The 18,039-nt window shown below is 60.1% G+C and carries 20 protein-coding genes; 7 read left to right on the top strand and 13 right to left on the bottom strand.

Annotated elements, in window-relative coordinates; genetic code table 11:
- The 3 genes from carA to efp all read right to left on the bottom strand — a co-directional run bounded on the left by carA (position 1) and on the right by efp (position 2,560).
- Entirely contained in the window at positions 1-1,188 is a 1,188-nt protein-coding gene (carA, locus tag BBBR_RS02910) for a glutamine-hydrolyzing carbamoyl-phosphate synthase small subunit (RefSeq protein WP_003828697.1), read from the bottom strand.
- A 223-nt stretch (positions 1,189-1,411) separates the two neighbouring features.
- Positions 1,412-1,942, bottom strand: a complete 531-nt coding sequence (gene nusB / locus BBBR_RS02905; RefSeq protein WP_003828696.1) for a transcription antitermination factor NusB — start codon at positions 1,940-1,942, stop codon at positions 1,412-1,414.
- 54 nt (positions 1,943-1,996) lie between these two features.
- Positions 1,997-2,560 carry an elongation factor P gene (gene efp / locus BBBR_RS02900; protein WP_014483972.1) on the bottom strand — a complete coding sequence of 188 codons (564 nt, stop codon included), beginning with the start codon at positions 2,558-2,560 and terminating at the stop codon, positions 1,997-1,999.
- 127 nt (positions 2,561-2,687) lie between these two features.
- On the opposite strand from efp, the gene BBBR_RS02895 reads away from it, so the two are divergent.
- Together BBBR_RS02895 and BBBR_RS02890 are read left to right on the top strand one after the other, a co-directional pair.
- Positions 2,688-3,404 carry an ABC transporter ATP-binding protein gene (locus tag BBBR_RS02895; RefSeq protein WP_003828694.1) on the top strand — a complete coding sequence of 239 codons (717 nt, stop codon included), beginning with the start codon at positions 2,688-2,690 and terminating at the stop codon, positions 3,402-3,404.
- On the top strand, positions 3,401-4,189 hold the full coding sequence (locus tag BBBR_RS02890) for an ABC transporter permease (protein WP_003828693.1): 789 nt from the start codon (positions 3,401-3,403) through the stop codon (positions 4,187-4,189). Before BBBR_RS02895 ends, BBBR_RS02890 begins: the two co-directional genes overlap by 4 nt.
- Before the next feature lie 95 nt (positions 4,190-4,284).
- On the opposite strand, the gene BBBR_RS02885 is transcribed toward BBBR_RS02890, so the two are convergent.
- The 3 genes from BBBR_RS02885 to BBBR_RS02875 form a co-directional block, all read right to left on the bottom strand.
- On the bottom strand, positions 4,285-4,992 hold the full coding sequence (locus BBBR_RS02885; protein ID WP_032738160.1) for a L,D-transpeptidase: 708 nt from the start codon (positions 4,990-4,992) through the stop codon (positions 4,285-4,287).
- A gap of 123 nt (positions 4,993-5,115) precedes the next feature.
- Positions 5,116-5,553 (bottom strand): hypothetical protein, encoded by a 438-nt coding sequence (locus BBBR_RS11050; protein WP_003828691.1) that lies wholly within the window; start codon positions 5,551-5,553, stop codon positions 5,116-5,118.
- Positions 5,554-5,561: 8 nt separating this feature from the next.
- Positions 5,562-5,810, bottom strand: coding sequence for a hypothetical protein (locus tag BBBR_RS02875; RefSeq protein ID WP_225851419.1), 249 nt, complete (start codon positions 5,808-5,810; stop codon positions 5,562-5,564).
- A gap of 370 nt (positions 5,811-6,180) precedes the next feature.
- On the opposite strand from BBBR_RS02875, the gene BBBR_RS02870 reads away from it, so the two are divergent.
- Entirely contained in the window at positions 6,181-6,639 is a 459-nt protein-coding gene (locus tag BBBR_RS02870) for an IS110 family transposase (RefSeq protein WP_225851418.1), read from the top strand.
- A 31-nt stretch (positions 6,640-6,670) separates the two neighbouring features.
- Entirely contained in the window at positions 6,671-6,814 is a 144-nt protein-coding gene (locus BBBR_RS10845; protein WP_003828687.1) for a hypothetical protein, read from the top strand.
- Positions 6,815-6,981: 167 nt separating this feature from the next.
- On the opposite strand, the gene BBBR_RS02865 is transcribed toward BBBR_RS10845, so the two are convergent.
- Both BBBR_RS02865 and BBBR_RS02860 read right to left on the bottom strand, forming a co-directional pair.
- Positions 6,982-7,758, bottom strand: coding sequence for a methyltransferase domain-containing protein (locus BBBR_RS02865; protein ID WP_003828686.1), 777 nt, complete (start codon positions 7,756-7,758; stop codon positions 6,982-6,984).
- A gap of 101 nt (positions 7,759-7,859) precedes the next feature.
- Positions 7,860-8,819 (bottom strand): 3-hydroxyacyl-CoA dehydrogenase family protein, encoded by a 960-nt coding sequence (locus BBBR_RS02860; protein ID WP_003828685.1) that lies wholly within the window; start codon positions 8,817-8,819, stop codon positions 7,860-7,862.
- A 376-nt stretch (positions 8,820-9,195) separates the two neighbouring features.
- Here BBBR_RS02860 and BBBR_RS02855 point away from each other — a divergent pair, with 376 nt between their 5' ends.
- Together BBBR_RS02855 and BBBR_RS02850 are read left to right on the top strand one after the other, a co-directional pair.
- Positions 9,196-9,612: a cupin domain-containing protein gene (locus BBBR_RS02855; RefSeq protein ID WP_003828683.1), complete on the top strand. Its 417-nt coding sequence runs from the start codon at positions 9,196-9,198 to the stop codon at positions 9,610-9,612.
- A gap of 26 nt (positions 9,613-9,638) precedes the next feature.
- Entirely contained in the window at positions 9,639-10,400 is a 762-nt protein-coding gene (locus BBBR_RS02850) for a carboxymuconolactone decarboxylase family protein (protein WP_047928207.1), read from the top strand.
- 58 nt (positions 10,401-10,458) lie between these two features.
- Here BBBR_RS02850 and BBBR_RS02845 read toward each other — a convergent pair whose 3' ends face one another.
- Positions 10,459-11,529 (bottom strand): AEC family transporter, encoded by a 1,071-nt coding sequence (locus tag BBBR_RS02845; protein WP_003828681.1) that lies wholly within the window; start codon positions 11,527-11,529, stop codon positions 10,459-10,461.
- Between the two features lie 169 nt (positions 11,530-11,698).
- On the opposite strand from BBBR_RS02845, the gene BBBR_RS02840 reads away from it, so the two are divergent.
- The gene (locus tag BBBR_RS02840; protein WP_016462391.1) at positions 11,699-11,962 is read left to right on the top strand and encodes a DapH/DapD/GlmU-related protein; all 264 of its coding nucleotides are present in this window, start codon (positions 11,699-11,701) and stop codon (positions 11,960-11,962) included.
- A 9-nt stretch (positions 11,963-11,971) separates the two neighbouring features.
- Here BBBR_RS02840 and BBBR_RS02835 read toward each other — a convergent pair whose 3' ends face one another.
- The 4 genes from BBBR_RS02835 to BBBR_RS02815 form a co-directional block, all read right to left on the bottom strand.
- Positions 11,972-12,646, bottom strand: a complete 675-nt coding sequence (locus BBBR_RS02835; protein WP_003828679.1) for a sugar O-acetyltransferase — start codon at positions 12,644-12,646, stop codon at positions 11,972-11,974.
- 484 nt (positions 12,647-13,130) lie between these two features.
- On the bottom strand, positions 13,131-13,814 hold the full coding sequence (locus tag BBBR_RS02825; RefSeq protein ID WP_172644903.1) for an endonuclease III domain-containing protein: 684 nt from the start codon (positions 13,812-13,814) through the stop codon (positions 13,131-13,133).
- Positions 13,815-13,830: 16 nt separating this feature from the next.
- Positions 13,831-15,189, bottom strand: a complete 1,359-nt coding sequence (locus BBBR_RS02820; RefSeq protein ID WP_080543806.1) for an MATE family efflux transporter — start codon at positions 15,187-15,189, stop codon at positions 13,831-13,833.
- 175 nt (positions 15,190-15,364) lie between these two features.
- A complete protein-coding gene (locus tag BBBR_RS02815) occupies positions 15,365-17,869 on the bottom strand; it encodes an excinuclease ABC subunit UvrA (protein WP_003828676.1) in 2,505 nt (834 codons plus the stop codon).
- Positions 17,870-18,039: the final 170 nt, after the last annotated feature.

Genomic DNA, 18,039 nt, shown 5'->3' with positions numbered 1-18,039 from the left:
TCACTTACCTTCCTTGGGGTTGTTCTTCATAAGTTCGCAGAAACGGTCGAACAGGTAGGCCGCATCGTGCGGACCGGCTGCGGCCTCCGGGTGGTACTGCACGGAGAACGCGGGAATGTCCACGCACTGCAGGCCTTCGACCACGTCATCGTTCAGATCGATGTGGGAGACGAACACCTTGCCGTACTTGCCGTTTTCGAATGGTGCATCGACCTGCTTGCCAATCGGGGCGTCGACCGCGAAGCCGTGGTTGTGGGCGGTGACCTCGACCTTGCCGGTGGTCAGATCCTTGACCGGCTGGTTGATGCCACGATGGCCGAACTTCAGCTTGTAAGTGCCAAAGCCGAGCGCACGGCCCAGCAACTGGTTACCGAAGCAGATGCCGAAGAACGGGTAGCCGGCATCGAGCACCTGACGCAACAGTTCGATTTCGGGGCCGGCCTGTTCCGGATCGCCCGGGCCATTGGAGAAGAAGACACCGTCCGGGTTCAGGGCTTCGAGTTCGGCAAAGGTGATGGTGGAGGGCACCACGTGCACGCGACATCCGCGCTCGGCCATACGATGCGGGGTCATGCCTTTGATGCCAAGGTCCACGGCGGCCACGGTGTACAGCGGCTCCTTGCCTTCGTATTCGCCGCACGGCTCGATGGTGTAAGTCTCCTTGGTGGAGACTTCGTCGTACAGGCTCAGGCCCTGCATCGGCGGGGTGTTCTTGACATCCTCAAGCAGTTGCTCGATGGTCTTGAGCTTGCCGGTAGCGGCATCGACCAAAGCCTCGCCGGAGAAGATGCCGGCGCGCATCACGCCTGCGGAACGCAGGTGGCGTACCAGCTTACGGGTGTCGATATGGCTCAGGCCAACGATACCGTTCTTGACCAGGTCATCGTCCAAGCTGCCCTCAGCACGCCAGTTACTCACGTTCGGGGAGGGATCACGCACGATGTAGCCGGCCACCCAGATGCGCGAGGATTCGGGATCCTCGCCGTTCACGCCGGTGTCTCCGATGTGCGGGAAGGTCTGCACGACGATCTGGCGATCGTAGCTCGGATCGGTGAGCGTCTCCTGGTATCCGGTCATGCCGGTGGCGAAGACGATCTCACCGGTCGTCTCGCCCAGGGCGCCATACGGCTCCCCCACATATACCTGTCCGTCTTCCAAAACGAGGACTGCATCGTCCTTGTCATACATCGGAATTGCGATGGTTCCGGACTCGTTCTGGCTCACCAAAACCCCCTTATGTTTTTCGGGTATTCGTACCAAGGTTAACGGCCAGCGCAGACTCACACGCCGGTGCGCGCGAAGTCTCGCCCCGCTGGCGGGGCAGCCGGCTCACAACCGGCTTGGACAATCACAGCGGAAAGTTGTTCCGCCCATAAAAAAGCCTCCCGGAGGGAGGCTTGAAAACAAATGACTAATCGACCGTCGGCTGGGTCTCAGCGGACGGGGCGGCGGGCTCGGATGCAGGAAAATCGGTTTGACCGGACTGGTCCGGTTCGTTCGATTCCTCGGCGGGCTCATCGTCCACCGATCCCGCGGGCTCGGTGTTCTTCGCATTGCACACCGCGGAAAGCAGGCCGTGGATAAAGGCAGGTGAATCGTCATCGCACAGGGTCTTGGCCAATGCCAGGGCCTCGTCGATGGCCACCTTGTCCGGCACCTCGTCGTTGAACAGGATCTCCCAAGCAGCGATACGCAGGATGTTGCGATCGACCACGCCCATGCGCCTGACCTTCCAACCCGTGGAGTGATCGTCCAGGGTCATGTCGATCTGGCGGCGGTGTTCGGCCACGCCCTTGACGATGTCGATGGCGTAGTCGGGAAGCGGGGTCTGAGCACCGGGATGCGCGATGCGCTCATCAAGCAGGGAAAGGATGTCCTGACCCTTTTCGTCGGCCTCGTACAGAGTGTTCAACGCCCTTTTGCGCGCGGTGGAACGTGCCATACTGCTGCTGGTCCTTTGGTTCGACTGTCGACTAGGTATGTTGCGTGGAGAAGATCAGTTTTCGCGGCCGGTGTAGGAGCCATCCTCGGTGTTGATCTTGACGCGGTCGCCCTCGTTGATGAACAGCGGCACCTGAATCTCGGCGCCGGTCTCCACGGTGGCGGGCTTGGTGCCGGCGTTGGAGCGGTTGCCCTGCAGGCCCGGCTCGGTGTGGGTGATGGTCAGGATCACGGAGCCCGGCAGGTCGACGTTCAGCGGAGTGCCGTCGTGGAAGGAGATGAGGCAGTCGGTGCCTTCGAGCAGGAACTTGGCCTTGTCACCCACGAGGGTCTTCGGAATCATGATCTGATCGTAGGTGGTCATGTCCATGAACACGAAGTTGTCGCCGTCCTCGTAGGAGTACTGGAGGGTACGGTTGTCCACGGTCTCGAATTCCATCTTCATGCCAGCATTGAAGGTCTTGTCGACGATTTTGCCGGAGAGCACGTTCTTGATGGTGGTGCGCACGAAGGCAGGGCCCTTGCCCGGCTTGACGTGCTGGAACTTCATGACGGTCCACAGCTGGCCGTCGAGGTTCAGGACGGATCCGTTCTTGATGTCGTTAGTAGTCTGTGCCACGTTATTCACCTATTTCAAATTCAAACTAGCTTAGGCAAAGCCCAAAAATTGCCTTGGTTATTATGCCACACCGGGTATACAGGAAGTGAACGCTGGGGTTTCCCACGTGAACCCCCGACTAGACTGGATGAATATGCGACCCTTCTTCGAAGCCATGTCCGTGTCCTGCGTCGTCCCCGCGCAATCGCCGGCAGACGACGAACGCACGGTGTTCGACAACCTGTCCTTCGGCATGGAGCGCGGCGACATCATCGACCTGGTGGGCCCATCCGGCTCCGGCAAATCGAGTCTGCTGACCGCATGCGCCCGACTCAACCCGCACGCGCACGGCACGTTCGTCCTCGACGGCGTGGGCAGTGACGAATTCAGCGCGCAGCAATGGCGGCGGGACGTCTCCTACCTGCCGCAAAAACCGATCCTGACCGGCAAGGACGTGGCCGAGGCGATCCGGCTGCCCTGGACGCTCGCGATTCGAGGCAAGGAGGGTAAGGCCGCGCGGCTGCTGCCCGACGAACGCATCCGCACGACCCTGGACGCGATGGGATGCGAGGACATCGACCTGACGCGCACGCCGCATGACCTGTCGGGCGGCCAGGCGGCGCGCGTGGCGTTGGCCCGCACGCTGCTCACCGACCCGAAAGTGCTGCTGGCCGATGAGGTGGACGCCGGACTCGACGACGACAACGCATCCAAAGTGGCCGCGATCATGGCGGACGCGGCCGCACACGGCATGGCGATCATCCGCATCCGACACCGTCCGCCGGACGGACGCGCCACCCGCACGCTGATGCTCGATGCGGGACGGCTCACCGATCTGACGCGGGATAAGGAGGTGCGCCCATGAACGGCGCCTACGACATCGACGTCTGGGGTCTCGTCCTGGCGTTGGGCATGGTGGCCGTGGCGGCCATTATCAGCGAACTGATGCACATGGGTATTGGCAAGACCTTGATGTGGTCGTCATGCCGCGCATTGGTGCAGCTGTGCGCCATGGGCTTCATTATTGGCTATGTAATCCGTTCGAACAGCGTGTGGATGGTGTTCGCATTGATGGCGGTTATGCTGATTGCCGCCGTGCAAATCGTGATGTCGCGCGCCCGAGGCATTCCCAAGGGTCTGGCTGGCCCGATATTTCTGAGTTTGGTCATTACGATGCTGCTTATGCTGGCGCTGGTCACCGAACTCATTGTGCGCCCGCATCCGTGGTATGCGCCGCAGCTGGTAGTGCCGTTGACCGGCATGTTGTTGGGCAATACCGTCACTGCCTTGGCGGTGGGGTTGAGCCGATTCTATGAAAGCATGGAAGAGCGGCGCGACGAAGTGGATATGATGCTGGCGTTGGGCGCAACCCCTTGGGAGGCAGCGCGTCCCTCCATCGTCTCCTCGATTCGTTTGGGCCTATTGCCAACCACTGCTTCGCTGGCTTCCAGCGGCATCGTAACGATTCCTGGCATGATGGCCGGCCAAGTGATTGCCGGTGGCGATCCGCTGAATGCCGCCAAATATCAGTTCGTGGTGTTCGGTGCGATTGCCGCGCTGACACTGCTGGCCGATGGCCTAATCATGGTCATGGTATACCGCACCTGCTTTACCTCAGACGACCAGTATCGACCACCTGAGGAGCGCTGACCGGGTTCTTTCCTGAACCGATAGCATTTCCTCTGATGAGTCGAGCCTCAAAGCACCAGTCTGCCGACGCCATACGATTGCTATGCATACGATTGCTATGCAATAGTCACCGGCGTGCCATCCGGCACCTGATCGTAGAACCATTTGGCATCGGCCACGGTCAGGCGCACGCAACCGTGTGAGGCGGGCTGTCCAAGTTTCATTGCCTCATCTTCCAGATAATCGCCGAAGTTCTGGCCGGTGGGCACCGAGTGGAACAGATACGGGCCGTAGAATTGCACCCAATAATCGGCTCCCATGCCTTCAGATGCATTATAGAAATGATCTCCGCGCGCACTGATGGTATAGGTGCCGTACGGTGTGGCGTCATCCATGCCAGTGCTGGCGATCATCGTGTAGATGGTCTTGCCATTGGACTTGACGTACACCTCTTGCTTGGCGAGGCTGACGTCCACGCTCAAATTGGAATACTGCGATAGGTTGGGTTGCTTACCAGTAGGATTGCTCCACCGTGCGCGTTGTGCTTCTTTGTTCCGCTGTTCTTGAATCGCATGGTTGAAGACAGGCACCTGCTGGCGCTCAACAAATGAAGTTGGTTGCGTCACGGATTGCTTAGCCGCTGATTGAGATGGCGTTGCGTTCCCATTGCCGCTGCCGGGGTGGGGCCAAGCGCGCATGGCTCCCATAGTCGAGAAAACTGCCAGCACACAGCACACCAGCGCGCATACAAACACTATGATTCGTCGTATGGTATAGATTCGTTTGCGACGTTTATCTACCGCTACAGGGCGCTTTTGAGCCATAGATTCCTTCTCATCAGAAAGGTATTGCCTGATTGATTTTAATCAGACATTGCGACGGGGCACTGAACCGGGTTGGATGCTCATGCGGCCGTTGTACCATGCCCCCTTGCACTTACTTCCATATCAATCGGTTCGTCCGTTGAAATTTGGCGCAACAGTCCACTTGCGGCGCAATAGCATCCACAAACCGATAATCACGGCCACAGTACCGACCCCAATACCGAACAGGTCCGAGGATTGTGCCGCGTGCGCGGTTCCCTGGGACTCTAAAAGCACATCCTGCGTGACCACCAGCGAAAGCATCGCGTCAATGAAGGTCACAAATTTAACCGATGAGTCAAGGGGGTTGCGGGTCTTATGCGAGACAATCATGCCGCGGATAGCTATGCCGATTTTGATAAACGAAATCGTGGCTACCGTAATGGCAATAATCTCACCGTACTCGTTCGGCGAACCGGTAAAAAACATGGTCAGTGAGAACGCCGCGTAGCTCAACCCGATGAAGCACAGCAGTGCGCCGGTGCGATGGCAAACGTTCCTTTCCTGAGCGAACCGTTGCATGCAATCGGCTATTTGACGGTGCGAGTGTGCGCTTTGACAATGAAGAATCGTGAAATGCATAGCATCGCGTAATACACGGCGCTCACGATGAACAGCGCGGACATCGGCCACAAGCCCATCGCCAGCTTGACGATGACCATAATGCCACCCAGCGCCGGGGAGAAAGCAATGGTTAGCGCCACCTTGTCGTTCTTCTCCAAGGCCCGGTAATCACGGTACAGGCCCATTGCTTTGATGCGTTCGACGGACTGAGGCACGCGTAGCCGCAGAGGCTTGGTTTGCTTGATTTGCTTGGCTTGCTTGGTTTGCTTGGTTTGCTCGATCTGCCCCTCAGCCCGTTCGCCCTGCCCGACCTGAAGTGCTGCCCATTACCATGTTTGGTAGGTCCCGATGGTCGGGGCCGGGTCGCCGGTTCCGGTATGACTCTCTCGCCCTGTCGTTGATGATCCGGGGGTGTTGTCGCCGGGAACGGGGACGCCCGATGACCGCTGATAGGAACCAGGCCGGCTACACGGACGTTTCAGGGGCGCATGGCGCAGGTCTCGTCGTAATGTGGGTGCGACGCCGGACGTCCGGGGCTCCTCCGAATCCACGGCAACCGGAAAAACCTTCATGACGGGAGGAACGATGATGACCCCGGACGACATCGACGTGTGGGTCCACCTGGACGTGGGCAAGGGCGCGCACCACGCGCACGCCCTCGACCGGGACGGCGACACCCTGTACGACAAGCCGCTGAAACAGGACGAGAAGGCCATCCGCTCGATGCTGGAACACCTCTCCAGGCGCGGCCGCGTATTGCCGGTCGTGGACCAGCCCAACACCATAGGCTCCCTGCCCCTGACGGTGGCGCGGGACATGGGGATCACGGCCGCCTACCTGCCCGGCACGGCCATGCGCAGGACCGCGCAGCTACCGCCCGAGACGCTCAGGGACGCGGGCCTGAACGACGAGACCCTCGCCGCGCTGAAGCTGCTCGCCGGCCACGACGAGGACCTCGCCAACTTCAAAAGCGCGGCCCATCTGGCCGCCTACGCCAGCATCGCTCCGGTCATCGGCGCATGGATCCACCCTGCTCAAGCTTGACAAAACCAAGCTGGACGCCAGCCAACAGCTGGTGCTGGAGTTTGCTTCCAGCGGCATTCTCGGCTTGTTCGGCAAAGCATCATCAATTTTCACCACACAGGGCATCGGGTCCATCAAGCGTTCGACCCTACCCGAGACCATCTCGCATCTCACCAATTCGTTGGACGGGGAATAAACAGTAGCAAAGCCCCCTCTGCCACACATGCAGGCATCATTGCAATCGGAGACTGCTCAGCACAACCAATGGCATCGCCGCAGGCCGAGCAGTAACGAGCGGAACCCCCATAACCGACGGCAGGGATCAACGAGCCCTACCATCAGGTCCGCGAATCCGCTACGCTTCTACCGCGTAGCGAGGAAGAAGAAGCGCGGGAAGGGGAAGATGATGCTGCCGTCCGACTGCGTTGGATATTCCTCACAGACCCGAGCGAACACTTCAGCCTCGAATTCCCTGCGCCCGGCGTCGTCAAGCGCTTGCAGATACGGCCTCATACCGGTGCCACGATACCAGTCCATAATCGCCTCATGCGAGGGCAGCGTGTGCATGTACGTGGTTTTCCAGATGCGGAAGGCACTGGTATGCGCGTGCAACAACTCCCAGTATTCAGGCGGCGTGAGGTTGTAGAATTCGCGCTGTTGCGACAGCTCGTCCGCAAACTCGGGCGAGTACACGATACCGCCGATGATGCGGTGAATCGGCTCCTCATAGTTCATCGGCGTCTGCACGGCCAGCGCTCCCCCGATCTTGAGCCGGGCGAGCAGACCGGGAATCAGATGCGGATGGTCCGGCACCCATTGGATGCAGGCGTTGGAGAACACCACGTCGAAGTCAGTCGGCAGATCATTCAGTTGCGTAGACACATCGCACAGTTGGAAATCAACGTCAGGATAGGTTTTACGTGCCACCTCGATCATGTCTGGCGAACTGTCGACGCCCAGAATCTCGGCGTGCGGATAGCGTTCACGCAGCACGACCGTGCTGTTGCCCGGCCCGCAGCCGATATCCAGCACGCGCCTGACGTTGCCGTCATCCGGCGGCAGCTGCATCGCCAGATCACGCGCCGGCTGCGTGCGCTCCCGCTTGAACCGCAGATACTGTTCCGAATCCCATGTCACCATGTTCCCCACGCTAATCAGCCGTTCACATATCGGCCGAGCCTGTCTTGCATCTTGGCCTTAAAGCACACTTCGCGAATAGCGCACAATGGCACACGGACGACTCACTCGTCCGCCGCATCGTCCTTCAGTGCGCGCAGCAGGGCCTTGTTGCGGGAATCGATGATGCGCTTGCCGTCCTCGCCCTGCCAGGAGAAGAAGCCCTGGCCGGTTTTGGCGCCGAGGTTGCCTGACTTGACCTTCTCGGCAAGCAGCGGGCTGGGTCCGGTGCCGTTGTCCATGTCGTCGAACATATAGGTGCTGATGTTGTAGAACACATCGAGACCACCAAGATCGATACTGGCGATCGGGCCGACCAGGTTCCAACGGCGGCCGAGGCTGTACTTCATCACGTCATCCACGGTGGCCGCGTCCGCGATGCCTTCCTGAATGATATGGAATTCCTCGCGCAGCACCGCCATCTGCAGTCGGTTGCCGATGAATCCGAGCGATTCCTTGTTGAGTTTCGCCGGTTTCTTGCCGATTCTGGTCATCAGGTCGAACGTGATATCCATCACGTGCGGGTCGGTCTTCTCCCCCGGCACCACTTCGACCAGCGGCATCAGCTGCGCCGGATTCCAGAAGTGCGCCACCACGAAACGTTCGGGCTTCTTCAGCACCGATTGGATTTCCGTGGGGCTCAGGCCGGAGGTATTCGTAGCCAAAATCGCATCATCAGGTGCGGCCTGCTCGATCTCGGCCCAGATGGACTTCTTCAGATCCAGGTTCTCCGACACCGCTTCGATGACGAAATCCGCGCCGGCCACGCCGCTGGCGTAGTCGGTGAATTGGGAGATGCGCGCCAGCACATCGTCCACGGAATCGTCGGCGTGCAGCAGACCAGCCGCGGCGAACTCTTCGGCGTCGGCGTGAATCGCCTTCATCGACTTTTCGAGCGAAGCGTCACTGCGGCCGATCAGATGCACCGGATAGCCGGCCAGCGCGAACTGCAGTGCAATCGCATGGCCCATCGTTCCCGTGCCGACGTTCGCAATCGTCTTGATATCATCCACTGTGCTGACCATCGTGAGGCCTTCTTTCCGGCGGCATCGCCATGTTTCGAGGCATTGCGTGGAGTTGTACGCCACACGCTTTCAACTCGCATTGTATGCACGAACAGCACGCAATTGCGTGAGATTGACTCATTTTCACGCGAGCCGAGAGCAACATGGCGCACGTCACCGCACATGGATTGCGGGTCTTTGGACTCGCCTCCAGCTCTGGTCCGGAGAAATGTCAGCGACAACCGAACAGTACGGCATCGGAATCTCTCGACGATTCATGCTCAACAAGCATGGCAATCGATACGTTATAGGTAATTGCAATATTGACTAGACATTCCTATGCTGTGGCGCAACGGCACCAAGCCGACGCGAGTCTTCATGGTCAAGGACGGCATTTATGGCACAGAACCACAGCACCATCACCAATCCCAGCGCGTTCCCGTTGGGTGCGCCGAACGACGCATACGCCAAATATTTCATCGGGCAGAGCTATCTGGCACCGCTGGTCTCGGGCAAGGAAGTCAACGTTTCCAATGTTACGTTCGAGGTGGGCTGCCGCAATAACTGGCATATTCATCACAGGGCCTGCCAGATCCTCATCGCCGTGGGCGGGCGCGGCTACTACCAGGAGTGGGGCAAGGAGCCGGTCGAGCTCAAGCCCGGCGACGTGGTGTACGTGGCACCTGAGACCAAGCACTGGCACGGGGCCGCGCCGGATTCCGATTTCGCGCATATCGCCATTATGAATGTGGTGGACGGCGCTTCGAACGAATGGCTAGAGCCGGTCGAAGCCGAATACGACGCGCTGCGTTGATGAGCCGAAAACAGAAGGACACGATTATGAATATTTCTCCCGCCGCTGAACAGTATCACCGTACGTTTTTCCCGAACTCGGAACTACTTCGTCAGGACGATCCGGATATGGCCCAAATCATCGAGAATTTTGCGTTTGATGAGGTGCCGAACGAACCGGGCGTCAACGATCTGGACGATAGGACCCGTTATCTGGCGATCCTGGCCACGCTGCTCGGCAGCCAGAGCCTCACCGAATTTCGTGGCATCGTGCCGGCCGCAATGATCGCCGGACTTACGCCGGTGGAAATCAAGGAGGCGACGTATCAGGCCGTGGCATATCTGGGCATCGCCCGCGTCTACCCATTCATCGCCGCACTGAACGAAGTGCTGCGTGCGCAGGGCGTCGAGCTGCCGTTGCCGCCCCAATCCACCACAACTCCCGAAACGAGGCGCGAAGCCGGCACCCAAGCCCAAGTGGATATTTTCGGCGAGGACATGAAGGACTTCTACAAGTCCGGACCAGAGGAGACACGCCACATTAACCGCTGGCTGGCGGCCAACTGTTTCGGCGACTATTACACTCGCACCGGCCTTAACCTGAAACAGCGCGAGATGATCACGTTCTGTTTCCTTGCCACCCAAGGCGGGTGCGAGCCACAGCTGACCAGTCATGCCCGCGCCAACATGCGCATCGGCAACGATTGCCACTTCCTCATCGCCGTGGCCTCACAATGTATGCCCTACATCGGCTACCCGCGCACGCTCAACGCGTTGCGCTGCGTTGATGAGGCCGCGAAGAGTATGTGATGAAGGCTACCAAGCGCCAGGGGATTTCCCCGGCATTCTTTTCATCGAAGGGGACAATTCAGAGCACAACAGCCGACACGATGGTCAGCGAAGCCAGTGAGAAGAGCGTGCTTACGAGCACGAAGCCGACCGCATAGTCGGGCATGTTGTTCTTGCGGCCGGTAAACATGGCGATGGTGGTCATGGTCGGCAGGCCGGCGATCACGGTAATCATCAGAATCATGTCGTGAGTGATGGGCAGCTGCGGCAGCGCACTGGCCAACGTGGTCAGCAGCGCATAGAAAGCGAGCGGGAATGCGATCATCTTGGCGACTAGGCCAACATAGAGTTCGTAGCGTTTGAGGACGCCCCACCACTTGGTCAGCGCGAACAGGCCACCCAAGTAGATCAGCGACATCGGCGTGGCCATATTGCCGATGGTGTGCAGCGGCTTGAGGATGATGTCCGGTACTTTGACGCCAAGCAGAATCAGAATCAGGGCGAGCATCACGCCGATGAAGGCGGGGTTGACGAATCGTTTAAGCAGGCCGAGGACGCGAGTGCCTAGCGAGGGGCGGGCGGCCACCGGAGAACCGCTGTTCGCAGCCTCCCCCACCGAACCGGCGCCGTTCACCGAACCGTTCGCGACCGCACCTCGCGCGCCAATCGCGTTGCCGCCAGTCGTTTCGGCGACCGGCTCGCACAGCCATACGCCGTACGTCCAGAGCAGCGTCTGGTCGATGATCGACATCAGCGCCACGTAAATCGCGCCGTTCTGAGGCCAAAGTGCCATGATCAACGGAATGCCGATAAATCCGGCGTTGCCGAAAATCAGCGACGCCTGAAACACATGGCCACGCGAACCTTTGAGCCTCAACAGCTTGGCGACCAGCCAGAACACCAGGATGAGCAGCGCATACATCACGGCGGTCAGCAGCATCACGCCCCAGTTGGCGGCGAGCTGCGCGCGGTCCGCACCGTCGACGGCGTTCGAGAACACGAGCACAGGGATGAGCACATTGAGCAGCAGCGAGCACATGCCGTCCAGCGCCGTCTGGCCATAGAACCGGAGTCTCACACATCCATACCCGACCATCAGCATGATCAGGAATCCGACCAACTGGCCAATCATGACGCCAAATTGCCCCATGCACGCTCCTCTCGCTCGTTCCCTCCCCGTGATTTCCTGTCACTGGTTCATATAGGCAGCCATCTGGACAGGCTCGGCGGCACACGCATCAGTATGTTCGATACCACCACATGTCAATCCACACTTCTCGTTCAACCGTTCCCCGTGCTAATGAGCCGCCGGCCACCCCGTGTTGCCTGTGCTGCGCGAGCACCATTACACGTATTGCATTCCAGTGACCATTGGACGCAACGTGTGGGTCGGCGCCAATGTGTCGATTCTGCCGGGAGTCACCATCGGCGACAATTGCGTGATCGGCGCCGGTTCAGTCGCGACGCATTCCATCCCCGCCAACTCGGTCGCTTACGGCGCACCTTGCGAAGTCGCACGCGAAATCGGCGACAAGGACCGCGAGTGTTTCTACAAAGACCGCAAGCTCGACGTGTGGGAGTGAGCTTTCGCGCTACTGCTCTTTGACCTTAAAACGCTCACTGAATTGACGGTCGCGCCAGTAGTAGACGTCGTCGCGTTCGTTGATTTCGCGAATTACCTTGCACGGGCTGCCGTAGGCGACCGTGTTGGCGGGGATGTCCTTGGTGACCAGCGAGTTGGCGCCAATGACCGCGTTGTCTCCAATAGTGGCTCCGGGCAGTACGGTCACGTTCGCGCCAATCCAGACGTTTTCACCGATGTGGACTGGCAGCGAATACTGGGCACCCTGATAGCGCAGGTCCGGACGCACGGGATGGCCGGTGGCCACAAGCGTGACGTTGGGGCCGATCATGGTGTGGGATCCGATGAAGATCTCACCATCGTCCACCAGCGTCAGGTTGAAGTTGGCGTAGCAACGCTCACCCCAATAGGTATTGCAGCCCCAGTTCGCATACACCGGGCATTCGAGGTACAGGCCCTCCCCCGCGGCGCCGAAGAACATCTGCATGAGTTCGGTGCGGCGTTTCGGATTGGTCAGCGGTGTGGCGTTGAGTTCAAGCTGGAGATCGCGTTGGGCGGCCTGCAGATCAAAAAAGCCGTCCACATCATCCGGCAGGTAGACCTCGCCGGAGAACATAAGCGCCATTTTCTCGCGCGTCGCATCATCGATAATCGGCTTGGCGATCGGCTTGTCTTCGGTCATCATTGGCTCCTGTTCGGCGTTTTGGCGATTGTGTCGGTCGAACTATTCTGTCACAGACTCGTTTTCAACACCCAGCATTGAGCGCAGCCAGTCGAGCTCGGCGGCAATTTCAGCATCGTGCACGGCGATGATGCCGCGGCGATAGAGGTCGTGATCTGCTCGATGGAGAGCGGATTGCCGGCGTCACAGGCATCACCGTCAAGGCTGGCGCCACCGTGCAGGTCATCGACCGCAACCCGGACAAGGCCGCAGCAACAGCTGAAGGCGTCACCAATCAGACCCCATGGACCGGCGGTTTTAAGGTTGTCAAGTAAGCGGCATATCGCAGCGAATCATTCTCAATAAGAAAAGTGTGAGGCAAACGCACAATATCACTCAATCGCGCATTCGCGGGAATAGCATCAAACAGCCATTTCTTGGATTCAGATGTGCGATTGGCACCGTGCGGGCCTCACACTTTTCTTATTGAGAACGATTCGCCGTGCAGTCAAGCCCTCCATCCACCCAAAAAGGACTCGCTTTTGGCCGCGTCGTCGCGGTAGGCCTTGCCGAACTCGTCAATGAGCCCATGGAATTCCTGCAAATCCTTGACACTGAGGTTCGTATCCAGCACCACGGGCGAATAGGCCCTGTGGAATGCCGGATAGCCGGCCGGCACGTCGAATCCAAGGAAGGCGAATAGTCGGCGAGCATAAGTATCGGCCACAAATGTGCGGCGCGAAAACACATATAGCATCAGGTCGTCGGCCGTTTCGCCCCCGATACCGAATAATCCGAGCAATTCGGTCCGCAATTCGGCGTCGGGAATATCTGCCGCGCCCTCAGGTGAGGCTCCGCAACGCTCCACATACCATCGGCTCAGTGACTGTACCGTCTTGGATTTGTTGACATAAAAGCCGGACGGGCGAATAAGTTCCTGCAGATGCGCTGGCCCCATAATCGCCAGCTTATGGGGTTCGAGCACACCCTCCGCGTTCAACGCCGCAAGCGAACGATTCACATTGCCCCACGCCGTATTCTGCGTCAGCACCGCGCCCACCATAATCTCGAATGTGGTTTCAGCCGGCCACCATCCGGTCGGGCCAAGGGCGGCAGCCATGGTGCGGTACAGCGATTCGATATACGCGGGAGAAGGAACGCCCGGCACCCGCTTTGCACTTCGATTATTCATAGTTGCCATCTACCATTCACCGCAATTCATGCAGGATTCGCCGCATGAACGGGATAGTGACTAGGAATGTCAGCACGTCGGACACCGATTGTGCCATTTCCACGCCGAGCACGCCGAACATCATCGGCAGAATCAGTACGATCGGTGCCAAAAACAGACCTTGTCGGCACAGGGCCAGGAATGAGGCGATGCCAGTGCGGCCCATGGTCTGGGTCATCATATTGCCCATCATGTTGAAGCCGTTGAGAATCACCGTGCAGCATTGGATATGCAGCGCGGCCACACCCACCGCGACCACGGCCGGGTCGGAGCGGAAGATCTCGACCAGTTGCGGTGCGAACACCCACAGCAACACCGCCAACACCACGAGCACGCAGGTGGCGAGCCGCACGCAGAACCAGTACCCTTCTTTGACGCGCGCGAACAGGCCGGCACCGTAGTTGTAGCCGCACACCGGTTGGAAACCTTGGCCGAGGCCGACGATCACCGAGTTGGCGCCCAACATAATGCGCATCACAATGGCCATGCCGGCGATGGCCGCGTCGCCGAACGGATTGGCGGCGATGTTCACGCAGGTCACGGAAATCGAGCCGGCGCCTTGGCGGAGCAGCGAGGGCAGGCCGCCGCCGGCCACTTCGCGCATGAGCAGCACATCCGGCTTGCAATTGCGCAGGGACAGTTTCATCACGCCGAATTTGCGGCTCATTGTGGTCAGAATCGCGAAACTCACCGTCTGGCAGATGGCGGTGGCGAGGCCAGCACCGAGAATACCCAGGCCGGCCACGAAAATGAATAATGGCGCGAGCAGGAAATTCAGCAGTGCGCCCGACACCAGCCCGATCATGCCGAATGCCGACTGGCCTTGGTATCGCAGCAATCCGTTGAGCGCAAACGAACCGCATACGCAGGGTGCGGCGACCAGCAGCGGTGTCAGATATTGCACGGCGTATGGGGCGATCGTGGAGGTCGAACCCAGCATGACGACCAACGGCCGCAGGGTCAGCAGCCCGATCGCGGCAATTACCAAACCGGAAATCACCGCGCCCGCGAAGCCCACGGCCAACAGTCGGGAGGCACGTTCGTTGTTCTGTTTGCCAAGTTCGCGACTCATCGAATTGCCCGCGCCGTTGCCGAAGAAGAAGCCGAGCGCCTGCATCACGGTCATGATGGAGAACGCGATGCCGATGGCGCCGGACTGCGCGGTGCCAAGCTGGCCAATAAAGAACGTGTCCGTGAGATTGTAGGCAGTGGTCACCAGATTGGAGATGACGGCCGGCAGGCATAGTTTGAGGATCAGCGGTTTGACCGGCTGCCCGGTCATCTGCTGATATTCCGCGTCCGCGCTTGCGCGTCTCATGCCATGAACCTGAACCACGGACGGTTATCCTACTCGCGCCTTGCCCTATGCGAATGCGCGTGACCGCCATACGGGTTAACATGTCATTCTCGGGAGTGAGCCAAAGAAAAGATAAAGCCACAGCCCGTGCCACGCCCACACCGGCTCATGCCATATTCCTAAAAAGCGCCGTGGTAAAGATGTCCGTTGAGCCTTACCCTAAATACCGCCCAGTAATGCTGCTTGGGTTGGCCGCGACCTGTTCCGGCGTTCCGGTGGCGACGATGCGTCCGCCGCTTTCGCCGCCGCCCGGACCCATGTCGATGATCCAGTCCGCATTGGCGATCACGTCAAGGTCATGTTCGATGACCACGACTGTTGCGCCGCTCGCCACAAGCCGGTCGAACACGCCCAGCAGCACACGCACGTCGAGCGGGTGGAGACCGATGGTCGGCTCATCGAACACGAATACCGCGTCCGATTGGGCTTTGCCCATTTCGCTGGCGAGCTTCAACCGCTGGGCTTCGCCGCCCGAAAGCGCCGGCGTCGGTTCGCCGAGTGTCAGATACCCAAGACCCAAATCATGCAAGGTGGTCAGACGTGCGTGGACCTTCTTGAGGTCGTGGGTCACGGCCAATGCCTGATCCACGCTCATTGCCATGAGTTGGGGCAGACTCAGTGAAAGGTGAGATTCTCCCTTAACCGCACGCCGAATCGCGCCGGCTTCAGACGCATACCGGGAACCGCCGCAGTCCGGGCATTCGATGGTCACGTCCGGCAGGAACTGCACGTCGAGTGAGATCGAACCGGTGCCGTCGCACGTGGGGCAACGCAGCCGTCCAGTGTTGTACGAGAAATCGCCGGCCTTCCAGCCGCCCGTCTTGGCCGCATCGCATCGGGCGAAGGCGCGGCGCAGTTCGTCGTGAATATCGGCATAGGTGGCCACGGTGGAGCGCACGTTTGCGCCAATCGGCGTGGCGTCGATGAGATTCGCGCGACTGATGCCCGCGGTCTCAAGCTCGCGCACGTGTTCCGGCAACAGCTCCCCCGCCGCCTGCGCTTTGAGTGCGGGAATCAGCGATTCGAGCACCATCGTGGTTTTACCGGAGCCGGAGACGCCTGTCACCGCCACGAGCCGGCCGCGCGGAATATCAACGTCCAGCGGCTTGACCGTATGCAACTGGCTGGTTGTCATGCGGATACGGCCAAGGTCGAACACCTGCGGTTCCGCCACGCGCTCACGGATGCGCGCGCTCACATTATCGGCCAAGAACGGCGCAATACGACTACTTGGATTCGCCGCCACTTCGTCCACCGTGCCTTGCGCGATCACATGCCCGCCTTCGGCGCCGGCAACCGGTCCCATTTCAATGAGATGGCCGGCGGCTTTGAGCACGCGCACGTCATGGTCCACGACCACCACGGAATTGCCGTCCGCCACTAGATCGCGCATCACGCCGAGCAGTCCGTCCACATTCGAGGGGTGCAGCCCGATGGATGGCTCGTCAAGCACATACAGCACGCCAGTGGTGCGGTTGCGCACGGCACGGGCGAGCTGCACACGCTGGCGTTCACCGGTCGAAAGCGTGGCACCGGCGCGGTCAAGCGCCAGATAGCCGAGGCCCAAATCCAACAGTCGGCGGGCCACGTCCAGGAATGATTCGCAGATGTTGGTGGCCATCGGCCGCATGTCGGCGGGCAGAGATTCCGGCACGCCGCGCACCCAATCCACCGCCGCTTCCAAGGTCATCGCACTGGCTTCGGCCAGGTTCAGCCCGCGCACATGCGGGGCCCGGGCTGCGGCGCTCAGTCGGGTACCTCCGCAGTCGGCGCATGGTCCCTCCTTGAGAAATCGAGCCACGCGCTTCAGACCTTTCTCGTCCTTGGCTTTGGCGAGCGCGTTCTCCACCGTGTATACGGCGTTGAAGTAGGTGAAATCGAGTTCGGCGAAATCGTCGCCTTTCTTCGGCTTGTAAAGAATATGCTTTTTGATGGCCGGCCCGTTGAATACGATGTCACGCTCTTCGGGCGTGAGCTCGCTGAACGGCACGTTGGTGCGCACGCCCATCGCGCCGCACACCTGCTTCATAAGGTCCCACATGAGCGAGCCCCATGGCAGCACCGCACCGTCGTCGATACTTTTCGACTCATCCGGCACCAGGGCCGCACGGTTCACTTCGCGCACAATGCCGGTTCCGGAGCAGGTCGGGCAGGCGCCGGCCGAGTTGAAAGCGAGCGATTCGGCTCCGGGCGCGTGGAATTCCTTGCCACAGCCAGCACAGGTGATGGGCAGTCCGGCCGCCACGTTCAGCGTCGACTCGTTGCGCGCCCCGCAATGCGGGCACACGTGCGAGGCGACGCGGGAGAACAGGGGCCGCAGACTGTTGAGCAGTTCGGTCATCGTGCCGAACGTCGAACGGATGCCAGGCACCGTGGGCCGCTGGTGCAGGGCCAGCGCGGCCGGCACGTGCAGTACTTCGTCCACTTGGGCGCGACTGGCCTGGGTCAGGCGGCGTCGCGTGTACGTGGACAGCGCCTCCAAGTAGCGCCGCGAACCTTCCGCATACAGCACGCCGAGCGCCAGCGAGCTCTTGCCCGAACCGGAGACGCCGGCCACGCCCACCAGTTCGCCCAGCGGAATGTCGATGTCAATGTTCTTCAGGTTATGCACGCGCGCCCCGCGCACTTCGATCGCCTGCGGCCGCTGATCGTTGCTCATGCTCGGCACTGCTCCGCCGCCACCCTACTGTCTGACCTATTATCAAGCGTCACGCCGTTACCTCTTTCTCGACCTCGCCCTAGACCGCCGCCGCACGAGCTTCATGGTCTCCAGTATCATCACGACCAACGACGGCAGCCGAGAGGCTTTCGCTATTGAGCACCGCCTCT

Origin of the sequence: Bifidobacterium breve DSM 20213 = JCM 1192 (assembly GCF_001025175.1) — a bacterium.
Taxonomy (GTDB): domain Bacteria; phylum Actinomycetota; class Actinomycetes; order Actinomycetales; family Bifidobacteriaceae; genus Bifidobacterium; species Bifidobacterium breve.
Note: the sequence above shows the minus strand (reverse complement) of the source record. Positions and strands in the feature narration are given on the sequence as shown.

Coding starts and splice junctions, on each gene's coding strand:
- carA (WP_003828697.1), bottom strand. CDS start 1,188: ATGTATGACAAGGACGATGCAGTCCTCGTTTTGGAAGACGGACAGGTA.
- nusB (WP_003828696.1), bottom strand. CDS start 1,942: ATGGCACGTTCCACCGCGCGCAAAAGGGCGTTGAACACTCTGTACGAG.
- BBBR_RS02895 (WP_003828694.1), top strand. CDS start 2,688: ATGAATATGCGACCCTTCTTCGAAGCCATGTCCGTGTCCTGCGTCGTC.
- BBBR_RS02890 (WP_003828693.1), top strand. CDS start 3,401: ATGAACGGCGCCTACGACATCGACGTCTGGGGTCTCGTCCTGGCGTTG.
- BBBR_RS02885 (WP_032738160.1), bottom strand. CDS start 4,992: ATGGCTCAAAAGCGCCCTGTAGCGGTAGATAAACGTCGCAAACGAATC.
- BBBR_RS11050 (WP_003828691.1), bottom strand. CDS start 5,553: ATGCAACGGTTCGCTCAGGAAAGGAACGTTTGCCATCGCACCGGCGCA.
- BBBR_RS02870 (WP_225851418.1), top strand. CDS start 6,181: ATGATGACCCCGGACGACATCGACGTGTGGGTCCACCTGGACGTGGGC.
- BBBR_RS02865 (WP_003828686.1), bottom strand. CDS start 7,758: ATGGTGACATGGGATTCGGAACAGTATCTGCGGTTCAAGCGGGAGCGC.
- BBBR_RS02860 (WP_003828685.1), bottom strand. CDS start 8,819: ATGGTCAGCACAGTGGATGATATCAAGACGATTGCGAACGTCGGCACG.
- BBBR_RS02855 (WP_003828683.1), top strand. CDS start 9,196: ATGGCACAGAACCACAGCACCATCACCAATCCCAGCGCGTTCCCGTTG.
- BBBR_RS02850 (WP_047928207.1), top strand. CDS start 9,639: ATGAATATTTCTCCCGCCGCTGAACAGTATCACCGTACGTTTTTCCCG.
- BBBR_RS02845 (WP_003828681.1), bottom strand. CDS start 11,529: ATGGGGCAATTTGGCGTCATGATTGGCCAGTTGGTCGGATTCCTGATC.
- BBBR_RS02835 (WP_003828679.1), bottom strand. CDS start 12,646: ATGATGACCGAAGACAAGCCGATCGCCAAGCCGATTATCGATGATGCG.
- BBBR_RS02825 (WP_172644903.1), bottom strand. CDS start 13,814: ATGAATAATCGAAGTGCAAAGCGGGTGCCGGGCGTTCCTTCTCCCGCG.
- BBBR_RS02815 (WP_003828676.1), bottom strand. CDS start 17,869: ATGAGCAACGATCAGCGGCCGCAGGCGATCGAAGTGCGCGGGGCGCGC.